The sequence below is a fragment of the Clostridium sp. MF28 genome (genome assembly GCF_002969175.1).
Lineage (GTDB): Bacteria > Bacillota > Clostridia > Clostridiales > Clostridiaceae > Clostridium > Clostridium beijerinckii.
Genome location: NZ_CP014331.1, coordinates 1,404,204 through 1,417,449, shown reverse-complemented (window position 1 = coordinate 1,417,449; position 13,246 = coordinate 1,404,204). Strand labels below are relative to the sequence as shown.

General features: G+C 29.7%; 17 protein-coding genes and 1 pseudogene. 13 read left to right on the top strand and 5 right to left on the bottom strand.

All coding sequences use genetic code 11. The features are described 5' to 3' along the window. Positions 1–280: 280 nt before the first annotated feature. From AXY43_RS06320 to AXY43_RS27680, 3 genes are read left to right on the top strand one after another with little or no spacing between them, the layout of a single operon-like run. Positions 281–961: a DUF5680 domain-containing protein gene (locus tag AXY43_RS06320; protein ID WP_039771627.1), complete on the top strand. Its 681-nt coding sequence runs from the start codon at positions 281–283 to the stop codon at positions 959–961. A 20-nt stretch (positions 962–981) separates the two neighbouring features. Next, the gene (locus AXY43_RS06315; protein WP_039771630.1) at positions 982–1,851 is read left to right on the top strand and encodes a methionyl aminopeptidase; all 870 of its coding nucleotides are present in this window, start codon (positions 982–984) and stop codon (positions 1,849–1,851) included. 56 nt (positions 1,852–1,907) lie between these two features. Next, positions 1,908–2,051: a hypothetical protein gene (locus tag AXY43_RS27680; protein ID WP_173712339.1), complete on the top strand. Its 144-nt coding sequence runs from the start codon at positions 1,908–1,910 to the stop codon at positions 2,049–2,051. 257 nt (positions 2,052–2,308) lie between these two features. Here AXY43_RS27680 and AXY43_RS06305 read toward each other — a convergent pair whose 3' ends face one another. Further along, positions 2,309–2,761, bottom strand: coding sequence for a VOC family protein (locus AXY43_RS06305; protein ID WP_039771632.1), 453 nt, complete (start codon positions 2,759–2,761; stop codon positions 2,309–2,311). A gap of 127 nt (positions 2,762–2,888) precedes the next feature. Here AXY43_RS06305 and AXY43_RS06300 point away from each other — a divergent pair, with 127 nt between their 5' ends. The 5 genes from AXY43_RS06300 to AXY43_RS06285 all read left to right on the top strand — a co-directional run bounded on the left by AXY43_RS06300 (position 2,889) and on the right by AXY43_RS06285 (position 5,255). Continuing rightward, a complete protein-coding gene (locus AXY43_RS06300) occupies positions 2,889–3,296 on the top strand; it encodes a helix-turn-helix transcriptional regulator (RefSeq protein ID WP_338032041.1) in 408 nt (135 codons plus the stop codon). Then, entirely contained in the window at positions 3,293–3,475 is a 183-nt protein-coding gene (locus AXY43_RS28625; RefSeq protein ID WP_337250451.1) for a hypothetical protein, read from the top strand. The genes AXY43_RS06300 and AXY43_RS28625 overlap by 4 nt, the downstream gene beginning before the upstream one ends. Positions 3,476–3,739: 264 nt before the next feature. Further along, on the top strand, positions 3,740–4,267 hold the full coding sequence (locus tag AXY43_RS06295; protein ID WP_039771634.1) for a GNAT family N-acetyltransferase: 528 nt from the start codon (positions 3,740–3,742) through the stop codon (positions 4,265–4,267). Between the two features lie 289 nt (positions 4,268–4,556). Beyond that, complete coding sequence (locus tag AXY43_RS06290) at positions 4,557–4,817, top strand: hypothetical protein (RefSeq protein WP_017210375.1); 261 nt, start codon at positions 4,557–4,559, stop codon at positions 4,815–4,817. Positions 4,818–4,904: 87 nt separating this feature from the next. Next, on the top strand, positions 4,905–5,255 hold the full coding sequence (locus AXY43_RS06285) for a DUF2200 domain-containing protein (protein ID WP_023974146.1): 351 nt from the start codon (positions 4,905–4,907) through the stop codon (positions 5,253–5,255). A 175-nt stretch (positions 5,256–5,430) separates the two neighbouring features. Here AXY43_RS06285 and AXY43_RS06280 read toward each other — a convergent pair whose 3' ends face one another. Further along, positions 5,431–6,117 (bottom strand): YetF domain-containing protein, encoded by a 687-nt coding sequence (locus AXY43_RS06280; protein ID WP_023974145.1) that lies wholly within the window; start codon positions 6,115–6,117, stop codon positions 5,431–5,433. 388 nt (positions 6,118–6,505) lie between these two features. On the opposite strand from AXY43_RS06280, the gene AXY43_RS06275 reads away from it, so the two are divergent. Continuing rightward, positions 6,506–7,045, top strand: coding sequence for a GNAT family N-acetyltransferase (locus AXY43_RS06275; protein ID WP_023974144.1), 540 nt, complete (start codon positions 6,506–6,508; stop codon positions 7,043–7,045). Between the two features lie 71 nt (positions 7,046–7,116). Next, complete coding sequence (locus AXY43_RS06270; RefSeq protein WP_242960303.1) at positions 7,117–7,707, top strand: TetR/AcrR family transcriptional regulator; 591 nt, start codon at positions 7,117–7,119, stop codon at positions 7,705–7,707. A 110-nt stretch (positions 7,708–7,817) separates the two neighbouring features. Here AXY43_RS06270 and AXY43_RS06265 read toward each other — a convergent pair whose 3' ends face one another. After that, positions 7,818–8,660, bottom strand: coding sequence for a nitroreductase family protein (locus tag AXY43_RS06265; RefSeq protein WP_077867862.1), 843 nt, complete (start codon positions 8,658–8,660; stop codon positions 7,818–7,820). A 410-nt stretch (positions 8,661–9,070) separates the two neighbouring features. On the opposite strand from AXY43_RS06265, the gene murI reads away from it, so the two are divergent. Beyond that, positions 9,071–9,916, top strand: coding sequence for a glutamate racemase (gene murI, locus AXY43_RS06260; protein ID WP_105411242.1), 846 nt, complete (start codon positions 9,071–9,073; stop codon positions 9,914–9,916). A gap of 460 nt (positions 9,917–10,376) precedes the next feature. Here murI and AXY43_RS06250 read toward each other — a convergent pair whose 3' ends face one another. Next, on the bottom strand, positions 10,377–10,970 hold the full coding sequence (locus AXY43_RS06250; protein ID WP_146145463.1) for a TetR/AcrR family transcriptional regulator: 594 nt from the start codon (positions 10,968–10,970) through the stop codon (positions 10,377–10,379). 124 nt (positions 10,971–11,094) lie between these two features. Between AXY43_RS06250 and AXY43_RS06245 the strand changes: the two genes are divergently transcribed. Then, positions 11,095–12,069 (top strand): SDR family NAD(P)-dependent oxidoreductase, encoded by a 975-nt coding sequence (locus AXY43_RS06245; protein WP_105411241.1) that lies wholly within the window; start codon positions 11,095–11,097, stop codon positions 12,067–12,069. Between the two features lie 51 nt (positions 12,070–12,120). Continuing rightward, positions 12,121–12,405: pseudogene (locus AXY43_RS06240) on the top strand (DUF2200 domain-containing protein); the annotation flags it as partial. A 124-nt stretch (positions 12,406–12,529) separates the two neighbouring features. Here the strand turns inward: AXY43_RS06240 and AXY43_RS06235 are convergent. After that, positions 12,530–13,162 carry a TetR/AcrR family transcriptional regulator gene (locus tag AXY43_RS06235; RefSeq protein WP_051144830.1) on the bottom strand — a complete coding sequence of 211 codons (633 nt, stop codon included), beginning with the start codon at positions 13,160–13,162 and terminating at the stop codon, positions 12,530–12,532. Between the last annotated feature and the right edge of the window lie 84 nt (positions 13,163–13,246).

Genomic DNA, 13,246 nt, shown 5'->3' with positions numbered 1-13,246 from the left:
TGGTGATAGGAATTATTCCAGCTTTGTTTCTAACCAACAAGGTGATGGAGGACAACAAAATATCAGCAATGACCGACAATGAATCAGAATAAAAAAGATGAGTTCTATTATTTGTTGATGTTATGGAGAACTGCATCATAAGCGAATAATAAAGCAGAGAATGTTTGATATTAAGATTACTTTTTTATTAAATGCAACTTTTGGTTGTCAACTGTGTTATATTTAGGTGGTAGAAATATGATAATATTGTAAGTATACTAATACCAGGAGGGATTAAACTATGAGTTTTCAGGAACAATTGCAAACACTTAGAAAAGCAAAAGGTCTATCGCAAGAAAAATTGGCTGAATTCTTGGGTATATCAAGACAATCAGTTGCAAAATGGGAAGTTGGGCAGTCCTATCCCGATATAGCTAGATTAATTGCATTAAGTGAGTTCTTTAAAGTAAGCATTGATAAATTAGTCAATGATTATGAAGAAAATTGTAGGTTATCAATAGAAGAAAATAAAGTTAATAATATAAATAGAAATATAATTGATTTTCTATGTAGGGCTAAAAAAGCTACGTATGCTGGAAATGGTGGAGAGTGTAAATCTTCAAGACCAAATTCGCATGATTTAGAATATGTAGAAGGAAACTTAAAATATATTGATACCTATTTAGGTGGAGAAAAATTTTCAGGGGAAGAAGGTTTGTGGCAAGATGATATTCCATTTTGGTCAATGAATTATACTGGAAGAGTTTTGGATGAAAGATTTTCAGGTAGTTTTTTAAAGGAAGCTTTGAGTTTAGTAACTGAAGAGAATCCATATAGAGGTCCTATTATTTATCAAAATGGACAGTATAAATATCATTGCATTATAAATGGTGAATTTAAGTGGTTTCAAGGGCATGAGGAAATATATTTTGGTAATGTTAAAGTTTATGAATGTTATTTTCATGGAGGATCAATTAAATAGTTAAAACAAGGAGTAATATTATGATATTAAACAGAAATGATTTATGTTGGTGTAAAAGTGGAGTTAAGTATAAAAATTGTCATTTAGAATTTGATAAGAAATTAAGTGACTTAAAAAGAAAAGGACATATAGTACCAACAAGAGATCTTATAAAAACAAAAGAGCAAATTGAAGGAATAAGAAAGAGTGCAGAGGTTAATAATGGTCTTTTAGATTTGATTAGTGAAAACATCAAAGAAGGCATGACAACAGAGCAGATAGATAAATTAGCATATGATTATACTATATCAAAGGGTGGAATTCCAGCAGACCTTAATTATGATGGATTTCCTAAAAGTATTTGTATATCAATAAATAATGAAGTATGTCATGGAATACCAAGTGACGATGTTGTCCTTAAAAATGGGGATATTGTAAATGTGGATGCTACTACTATATTAAATGGATATTATTCAGATGCATCAAGAATGTTTATGATTGGTGAAGTAAGTGAAGAAGCTAGGAAATTGGTTCAAGTAACTAAAGAATGCGTAAATAAAGGACTGGAAGCAGTTAAACCTTGGGCATTTTTAGGAGATATTGGAGCAGCAATTCAGGAACATGCAGAAAATAATGGCTATTCAGTAGTTAGAGAATTTGGAGGACATGGAGTTGGTTTAGATATTCATGAAGATCCATTTGTTTTCCATTTTGGAAAAAGAGGAACAGATATGGTTTTGGCGCCTGGAATGGTGTTCACAATTGAACCAATGATAAATGCTGGAAGTCATGAAATATTTATAGATGAGGATAATGGATGGACTGCATTGACAGCTGATGGTTCTCTTTCAGCACAATGGGAACACACAGTTCTTGTAACAGAAGATGGGGTAGAAGTTATTTCAAAATAATTATGTAATTTGATTTATTAGTGGGGTTGTCTACAGTTTCAAAGTAGTAACCAATCATGAAGGAAATTTGCTATTTAGATAAGCTAATAGATGAGTTAGCAAAAGAAAAAGCAGCAGATAAACCATTTAAAGTATATACTTTCCCAGTAAATATGAGCGGATTTTCAGGGCTCCCTTGCAGGGTGATTGCTGAAGTATAGTGGTGTGAGAGGATGGAAACAAAATAATTGTTTTCATCCTACTCGATTTATTATAAATTATTGTGCTATAACTTATTTTTAGGTTATAGTAATTAACTTGATTGATTATTTTCAGTAGCTTTCATTTCTTTATTAAGGATTTCAAAAATCTTTTTAATATCCAATACTGCACCTCCCTTATTAGAATACAGTTTACCCGTAAACACAATATTATAAACCAATTCCAAATCTCTTATTTCTCATACATTGAATAATTGTTACTTTAATCTCTCATCAAAACACAATTGAATTTTAATACCAAATGGGTCTTCAACAATACCATATGCTTTACTAAATATATTACTGGCTAATGGTACAATTATTCTAACTCTTTCATCTGCAATTAAGCTATTGTAGAATTGTTGGATTTCCTCCAAATCAGCACTTTGAATACATAGAGAAGTATTATTACCAGCTTGGTACTTTTCATTAGCATCCATTGGATTTTCATTAAGCATAATTTTAGTCTTACCTATTTTTAAAACAGAGTGAGAGATGTGATTTTTATTTTCGTCATTAATTTCTATTGATTTATCCCCCATCTTTACCAGGTCTGAATATGTTATAATCATTAACTGTTCTGCATTAAAGTGTTTCTTGTAAAAATTAATAGCATCTTGTGCTTTTCCATTCATTGAAAGGAAAATAGCAATTTCTAGCGTTGTACTCATAATATTAATCTCCTTTGTATAATAAATTAGATATCAATGACTATATTATTGATATAATTAGAGTATAATACTCAAAGGTGTCAAAATATGAAAACTTTATTCAGGAAAATTTTAAAACGGAGGATATATGAAAAAATCAGAAAGATTAAACCATATGATGATGTATTTGAATGACTTAGATTACTTTAATTTAAGTGATTTAATAAATAAATATAACATTTCAAGAAGTACAGCTTTGCGTGACATTGCCTCATTAGAAGAATTGGGAATGCCTATTTATGCAGAGCAAGGTAGGTACGGAAGATATGTTATATTGAAAAATAGATTATTGTCACCTATTATATTTACCATAGATGAAGTATACGCTTTATATTTTGCAATGCTCACACTGAAAGCCTATGAGTCTACGCCTTTTCATTTGAGTATAGAAAAATTAAATGAAAAATTTGAAAACTGCCTATCAGGAGAACAAATAAAAGAAATTAATAAGATGAAAAAGGTCTTAAAATTTATAAGGAAAACTATCCTTCTATGAAAATAGAATTAGGGACAAAGACAATTATAAAGGGATTTTTTAATGTGGGTGAAGAAGAATTCATATCTAATTATTTCCTTAGATATGGCACGTCTATTAAATCAGTGAAACCACAATCATTAAAATCTATTATTTATGAAAAAATTAAAAAGATTCTAAATCATTATGAAGAAATTTAAGACTTATATATACTAAAATATTAATTTTATTAAAGTCCTAATTTATAAGTTTTATATTGAGGATATTAAAAAATTATGAGCGATAAATTCAGATTTCTCATTAAGGTAATTTACAATCTGTAGATTTGACGTAGTAAATTATAAAAATGTTCTTTGAAAATTGAGTGATATAGCTTTTACAAGATATGTTATAATCGATTTGTAATGGTAAATTATTGCAATAAAACAAAATTTATATTTCGAATTGATTTGGAGGTGATACATATGGATATTACTATTGAATTTGGGGAAGTAAATGATATTGATAAATTAGAAAATCTTTATAATGATTTAAATGATTATTTGGCAGATGGAGTAAATTATCCGGGATGGATAAAGGGTATATATCCTGTAAGGCAAAATGCAATTGATGGCATTAAAAACGGAAATCTTTATGTAGCAAAGCATAATGGAACAAGCATTGGTTCTATTATTTTAAGCCATGAGCCTGAACCGGCATATTATAATGTTAAATGGGGATTTGAGTATGACTATTCAGATGTTTTTGTTATACATACATTTGCTGTTCATCCAAGATTTATGAAATGTGGTGTAGGTAAAGCACTAATGGACTTTGCTGATAAGCATAGTGTTAAGTCAAAAGTTAAATCAATTAGATTGGATGTTTTTGAAGGTAATATGCCTGCCATTAGGCTTTATGAAAAATGTGGATTTGAATATATTGATACTGTTGATTTGGGCCTTGGAAACTACGGATTGGATTGGTTTAAACTGTATGAAAAATTAATATGAAATAATATGTATAGTCCTATATAGTATTTGTTGAATATTTTCCATATAGTTATGAATCAGTAAAATTAAATAGCAAATTTTAAAATCGTATTATTCAACATTGGATTTACGATTTTTTTTACACAATTCTAAAAAAAGAAGTAATAAAGGTTTTATTACTTTCTAATTATGGGAGGATCATATTATAAGTAGAAAGTGATTTTATTGAATATTTGAAAGTAATTGGTATATAATTAGATTAATGTGAATAAATGCAAATAAACTCGCTATGGATTTTGAGGGGATAATTATGTATTATAATACTAAATTCAAAATTATTAATATAACAATATCAATAATAACTATTTTAACAGCAATATTTTCTATTTTGAAACCTAATCTAAGAATGATTATTATGCCAATTGTGCTTATGTTATTAGGAATACAACAATTAATAATGGGTATTAATTATTTCAAGTTAAATAAGAAAAAAGAATATACCTTATTAATAGGAGTTAGTATATTTTTGTTCTTATGTTCAATAGTTTCAATTAAACTTATAAATTCCTAATATTATTAGGAGGGGTTTTTAGTGAAAATTTCAGAGAAATGCTTTAAATATTATAAATAAAGAAAATTACATAAGTGAGGATGTATTATGACAAAACATAAGATTTATACAATGAGTGTAGCAAGTGTCTACCCCCTTTATGTTATGAAGGCAGAGAAAAAGGGACGTACAAAAACAGAGGTTGATGAAATAATCCTATGGTTGACAGGATATAGCAAAGAAGAGCTAGAAGCTGAGCTGGAAAAACAGGCTGATTTTGAGACTTTCTTTGCAGAAGCTCCTAAAATGAATCCTTTACGAACTTTGATTAAAGGAGTTGTCTGTGGTGTTCGAGTGGAAGACATTGAAGAACCAACTATGAAGGAAATTCGCTATTTGGATAAGCTAATAGATGAGCTAGCAAAAGGAAAAGCGATGGATAAAATTTTAAGAAAATAATTATTAAAAGCGAAGAAACACTGATTTTATATGAGAAATATAAATAATTGGTGTTTTTTGTTGACCTGATTAATTTTGAAACATCATGTAATGTATTTTTAGTTAGTATAAAGGTTAGTGAGGTTATGTGAAATAAGTTATATAAAAATGTTAAGAAGAAGATTTTGCATATAAATTATTTCTTTTGTAGAAATAATGTGCCATCACTTTGAAGTTCTCCATATATTATATCCGCTAAATTAGATATATTTTGAATTTTAAGTTGAGAATATAACCAATCTTCGCTTAAATTTAATTCTTTCAAATTATGTTTAACTATTTTTCCGTCAGAAATTATTTCAGATGGTAAGTATTTTGGTGTAGGAATATTAATGTTCATATCAGATTTAGTAATTTGCTGATCTTGTGGCTTTTTCATTACACTTAAGTTTCCATTGGGCTCTAATATAGCATATTCTACTTCTTTAATAGAGAATATATTTTGTTTCCTAAGTAGCATTAATAAGTCATCTAAATTAACACGATTAGATGTTAAAGAAGCTTTTAAAATTACCCCTCTTTTTATAACTATTGTAGGTTGACCATCAATTATTTGTCTTAATTTACTGAATTTTAAGCCAATGTATTCAACTAAAAGAGTTAATACACACCAAAAAATTAACCCTATAAAATCATCCCAAAAAGGTTCTTCGGTTTCACGAATCATATTAGCTGCTATTGAGCCAATTGTGATTCCAGTAAAGTAATTAAAAAAAGTTAGATGACTCATTTGTTTTTTTCCTAATATTCTGGTTAAAACTAGTAATGTTATAAAAAGTATAAATGTTCTTAGTAAGACGTCAGGTGTGTTTGTTGGGATCATTGGTATTACCTCCTAAAGTTATAGTGAAAATAATATTTATGCAAACAAAATATTGCAGTATAAAAAGTAATAAATATAAATGGATTATTGACTATTAATAACGTTTATATTCAAATAAATAGTCAATTATAATGATTAATGCATAAATTGTCCACATATTAAAAAAATGTATATAGAAAATTGATATTATTAGATGTGTGTAATATTGAGCCATATGTAGATTTTGCATAGCAATTAATAAAAATAGATTTTTGAAAATTGAATAATAGGATATTCAAAAGATATGTTATAATTATCCATAAATAAATTAAAATCATAAGTGGGTTTAATTTTTTATAGACTAGAATACTATATTGCTTGGGCAAGATATTTATTATTGGAGGTACCTATGGAAAAGATTATTACAGATCGATTAGTACTTAGAAGTTTCTCATTGGCTGACGCTAAAGGTTTACTGGGATATTTATCGAATCCTAGAGTTAACTGTTTTCGAGGTGAGAAAATAACAACACATGAGGAGGCTATATCAGAGGCTAAAAAGAAAAGTGAAGATGACTCTCATATTGCTGTTTTATTGAATGATGACGAGAATTTAATTGGAGAATTATTTTATTTTTATGAAGAACCAGACACCTATTCCATAGGATGGAATTTTAATGAACAATATGAGGGAAGAGGATATGCTGGCGAGAGTGCGAAAGCTTTATTTCAATACCTTTTCAACGAAAAAAGAGCTAGAAGATTATATGCATATGTTGAAGATGATAACTATCGATCACAAAAACTGTGTGAAAAATTAGGGATGCGTAAAGAGGGATGTTTTTTAGAATTTATTTCGTTTATAAAAGATGAAAATGGAATTCCTAAATATGAAAATACGTTTCAGTACGCATTACTGAAAAAAGAATGGGAGAAACAACAAATTTAATTCTGTTACAATTAATGTAATTTGAAACATAAAACTAAAAATGATATAATTAAAAATAAAATAAGAAAGCGGTGATAAATTTGGATAAAATATCGCTAGATAAAGAAACGATCCTTAATGCAACAGAAGAAATAATTCGCCGTTTCGGACCAGATAAAGCGAATATAACTGACGTGGCAAAATTATTAAAAGTAAGTCATGCTGCAATTTATAGATATTATAATGGAAAAACAGATCTATGGAACGCTGTTACCGAGCGTTGGCTTACACGTTTGCATGCTCCGTCAAATAACATATTAAAAGAAGATAGTCCTGCAGATGTTAAACTTAGTAATTTACTCGAAAGTTTTGTTGAAGCTAAGCATAACAGTGCTATTAATGATCCGGAAATGTTTGCGAACTACATAAAACTAGCTCAGAGATCAATGGAAGTAATAAAAAATGGTATAGAAGAGGGAATTAATTCTATTGAGAAGGTTATAGTGCAAGGAATTACAGAAGGTATATTCTTTACAGAATCTCCTTATCAAGAGGCGAGATCTGTATATCTTGCAACCAGCGTTTTTATTCATCCAAACACATTTGAAGATCCTGACAGAAAACAAAACATAGAATCTGTTATAAATCTTTTAATAAAAGGACTTAAGAATTCCAATAAGTAAATATTTTATATAAGAAATGGCCGACTATTATCGGCCATTTCTTATATGGTTATCTAAATCACAGTCACATTAAAATGTAGATTAATGCAAATCATACAATTTATTTCTTATTATTTTCCCCAGGTAACCTGCAATGGATTTCTATCTACCAAACGTTTATACGTGTATTTTGGAAAGCCGACCATAAGTCCTGCTGTAACCTTCATATTTTCTGGCAAATTCAAAATATCAAGTAATGGCTTATAACCAGAAGCAGCACAAGCGTCAAAAAATCCAGTAATGCAACTTCCAAGTCCCATTGAAGTCGCATAAAGTTCAGCATATGCTAGAGAAAAAAGCGTACTGTCATGTCCCATTGATGAAGAATTTTTATGAACTATTGGTATTACTAGACAAGGAGCATTACGTAATACAACATCCTCACCAGTCTCACGATAGTGTCTTACATGATTGGTAAATGGTGCTTCTAATGGTGATCCAGCATAAGGTGGGTGTTTCAATGCCTCTTCTAACCAATCAATTGCAACCGATGTGATTTTGCGTAATGTATCAGGATTATCAATTACATGATAGGAAACTCCTTGTGAATTACCACTTGTTGGCGCAAATCTGGCAATATTTAAAAGCTGTTCTATCTTTTCTCTAGGAACTGGTTTATTTTGAAATTCCCTAATAGAACGTCTGCTGCGGAGAAAGCGAGATGCAGTATCTTCGTCAAGAACTGGTGTTTTTTCTAGTTCTACTTGATTTGCTAAAGGCGTTTTTACATTGTCAAGTGCTGCCCAGTGACAAACAGCAACACAGTGACCACATGCGATACAAAACTGTCCTACTACCTTTGGTCCATTTTCATCCATACCTATAACACCAGTTGGACAGACTTTGGAGCAGCTTCCACACTTAGTACATTTAGATTGATCAACCTGTATCAAATTTCTATTATCCTTTTCCATATTATAATTCCTCCCCTTGAGATGATTATATAATTTAATCACGAGTTACAAGTACTTGATGATGTAACTTGTAATTGAATTTTATCATATAATAAAGCTAATTACAAGTTTATAAATATGTAACTTATAATTAGTTATGCCAGCTCCACATAAATTTGAATATATAAAACACCATCAGCCCTGTCTTTACTAATAAGGTAATTTTCATAATAGTAGATTTCTTATTTTTTGCGATAATCAAAAATTTAAAAATAATTTTTTAAAGTAGTTTTACTTTGAAAATTGAACAATGTGATGTTTACCAAATGTGTTATAATTGTTTTGCTGAAGTAAATTTATGTAAAACAATGATACAATAAAGCTTCATTGGAGTAGCATATAAATTTTATTTATTGGAGGAATAGAAAAAGATGAAAATAGGTTTTTTTGATTCAGGTATTGGCGGTATCACTGTATTATATGATACGTTAAAAGTGTTACCTAATGAAGATTATATATATTATGCAGATACATCAAATGTTCCATATGGACCAAAACCAAAAGATGAAGTTAAAAAGTATATTTTAAATGCTATAGATTTTATTGTTGAACAAGGAGTTAAGGCAGTAGTTATTGCTTGCAATACTGCTACAAGTGTAGCAATAGAGGCGTTGAGAAGTAAATATAGCATTCCGATTATTGGTATGGAGCCTGCAGTAAAGCCTGCCATTGAAAAAAACAAAGATATGAATAAACGAGTATTGGTAACTGCCACTGCTTTGACGTTAAAGGAAGAAAAATTACATAATCTTATTTATAAATTAGATAACGAACATGTTGTTGACTTACTTCCTCTTCCAGGATTAGTTCAATTCTCAGAAAGACTTGAGTTTGATGAACAAATAGTATTACCGTATCTTAAAGAGGAGTTATTTAAATTTGATTTAAATAATTATGAGGCTATTGTTTTAGGGTGTACCCATTTTTCTTACTATAAGGATATGGTTAGAAAATTAGTGCCTTCAAATGTTAGTATAATCGATGGAAACATTGGCACTGCAAAAAATCTTAAAAGAATTTTGAAAGAAATGAATTTATTAAATGAAGGGCATGGCAACATCACTTTCTATAATTCAGGAATTAGAGTTGGGATAAAGCAGAATTGGATAGATATAGCAGACTATTTGAAAGAATGGATAATATCAACGAATATAATATTTCTGAAAAGATTTAAGAGCCATTCATCAGAAATGACTACAGGAAATAGTAAAAACTAAAATGGAATCCTAATTGCTGATCATTATGATCATGATATTGAAGGCAGATTAAATTCACATATTCAATTCATAGGAGAGATAGTAGAGGTTAAGATTAGTGAAGAAGTAGTTGATGAAAAAGGGAATAGCGATATTGCAAAACTAAAACCTATTTCATTTGTAGGCAATGACCATGGTTATTATGGATTAGGTGATAAGCTTGGAAATGCATTTTCTATGGGGAAGGATTTTAAAAAATAATAACAGCTAGTGTAATTATTTTACTAATGAAACTGCTGAGTAAAAGCAAGTAATAAATAATAAACACATTATTCTAAAATGAATGGTGTGTTTTTTTATGCTCAAAGTTTTTTGGAAATGGGGGGATAATTTTAAAAGTCCAAGTTAAAACCGCCCCCCATATTATATAGTAAATAACTCATAAAATAAATTCTAAAATTTTATGTTAATGTTTTATTACTTAAATAAAAATAACATCTACAAATGAATTTATTAAATCAGTCGGATCATCTAATCCTTTTTCTGGTTCTAGATGACCAGTAGAGTTAAGCTCAACAAGACCAAGAATAAATGAAGATACCATTGCGGTTAATTGTTTCGGCGATTTATTAACAGTACATTTTTGTTCATGAGCTTTTTCCAAACATTCATACAAGAGTGCAAATACTTCAATGGCTGAAATGTGCAGGGTAGGATATTGCTCCTTATTCCATTGCTTGCGGAACATTAATGGATAATGCTCTTGATTCTTTATACCAAAATCATAAAATGCATATAAGACTTCATAAACAAGTTTTTTTGGATCATTTATTTCTCCAATTAATTTTGAAATACGGTTTTTTAGCGTATCAAAATTTTCAATTACAATGGCTGCAAGTAAATCATCTTTATTTTTAAAATATACATAAACTGCACTTCTAGATAAATTCGTTTCTTTTCCAAGGTCACGCATACTAACCGAATCAACACCACTTGTATCAATCATTTGCCTTGTGACATCAATCAATTTTTGTTTTGTATCATTACTATTTTTCATATGAACCTCTTTTACCAATATATTTATAAATAATTTTACAACACTATATTGACACCGTCAATGTTAGGGATTATAATAAATTCAAGTTGACAGTGTCAATGATAAAATATGTTAACGTTACTTGCAAAGAAGGAGTGTTATTATGTTAAATGAAATTAATTTAAATAAAAAAACAATTATTATAACTGGGGGGAACTCAGGATTAGGTTATGAATGTGCTAAAAACATTGCTAAAGCTAATATTAATAATCATGTTATACTAGCTTGCCGTAATGCAGCTAAAGCAAATGATGCAGTTAATTCACTAATTAAAGAAACAAACAATAACAACATAACTTCTTTGGAACTTGACCTTGCATCCTTAGAATCAGTAAGAAATTTTGTGAGCAAATTTTCAAAATCAAATTATCCACCACTATATGCTTTAGTTTGCAATGCAGGATTAATTATGGTTGATAAAACTCATTATACTAAAGATGGCTTTGAAAGTACCTTTGGAATAAATCATCTTGGACATTTTCTACTATCCAATATGCTGCTAGAAAAGATGACTGATTCAGGTAGAATAGTCTTTGTTAGTAGTGGAACTCATGATCCATTACAAAAAACAGGGATAGCTGAGCCTGTATATGAAAATGCAAGATTATTAGCTTATCCTAAGGATGCTCATGAAAGTAAAAATATGATGACAATTGGTCAACGTCGCTACACAACTTCAAAATTATGCAATATATACTGCGCATATGAGTTATCCGAAAGAATAAAAGAACAAACTAATAAAAATATTACAGTAAATGCTTTTGATCCTGGACAGATGCCAGGTACAGGGTTTTCACGCACTTTTCCTCCTTTAATGAAATTTGTTTGTGATTATATTCTCCCTATTTTTACTTTAGTTCGTCCAAGTGCTAATACTGCTAGCAAATCAGGTAAAGCATTAGCATTACTCATAATTAATCCTGAGCTTAATGAAATTACAGGTAAATATTTTAAAGGCACAAAGGAGATAAAAACTTCGAAGCTTTCCTATAATAAAGAAAATAGAAAAGATTTATGGAGGACAAGCATTGAATTATCAAAACTAAATAAAGATGAAACAATATTAAACTTAGACTAAGAATAATTCATAGATTTCAGCTTATATATGTAAGATGAGGAAAATATCATGGACAAAAAAGGACGTACAAAAAAAGAAGTTGATGAAATCATTCGCTGGTTGACAGGATATAGACAGGAAGAGCTAGAAGCACAAATGTAAAAACAGACAGATTTTGAGACTTTCTTTAGGGAAGCTCCCACAATGAACCCTTTAAGGATCTTGAGTAAAGGGGTTGTCTGCGGTGTCCGAGTGGAAGATATTGAAGAACCAATTATGAAGGAAATTCGCTATTTGGATAAGCTAATAGATGAGTTAGCAAAGGGAAAAGCGATGGATAAGATTTTAAGAAAATAATGATTAAAAACGAAGAAACACTGATTTTATATGTAAAATATAAAATCAGCGTTTTTTTGCCAGATTAATACTCAAATAAGAAATAATTATGTATATATTCAAAGATGTTGAATAACACATATATTTATGTTGACTTATTATTGGTATCTTTATAACGAAGTCCATCGATAACAATGGACATTAATTTATTGAATCGTTCGATATCCAAATCACCTTTACGTTGCTCTATAGCAAACAGAAGACTCATCATAAGGGTAATTAAATCCTTTATATCTATATCTTCACGTACAGCCTTGGTTTGCTGAGCACTGGTGAGGAGAGTAGCAAATGTTGACTGAAAATCCTGTAGCACATCAAAATCTGTCATTCCGGTATTTAAAGCATCTTTTAACGCCTTGTTAGTAAATCCATCTTCTATGATATGTATAAAGAAATTAAAAAAAGCTTCACCTGGATCAATATTATTAATTAGAGACTTAGCTCTTTTTGTAAGCTGCTGTTTATAATTAATATTTACTGCCTCAAATAGTGCTTCTTTGTTTGGAAAATGGCGGTATACTGTACCAATGCCTACACCAGCCTGACGAGCAATTTCACTTATAGGAATTGACGTCCCTTTTTCAGAAAAAATCTTATATGCCGCATCAAGTATCTGCTCTCTATTTTGTTTTGCATCCGCTCGCAAGGATTTTGAATTATTATCATCAGGCTGCGGAATATTCTCTGTCTTGTGTACATAGCACTCTTTATTTGTCATCCAGATAACCACCTTTCTTTTTTATTTTACTTCAAAGTTTGAATATTGACAACGGAATCACCATTCCGTATAATATTTAACATA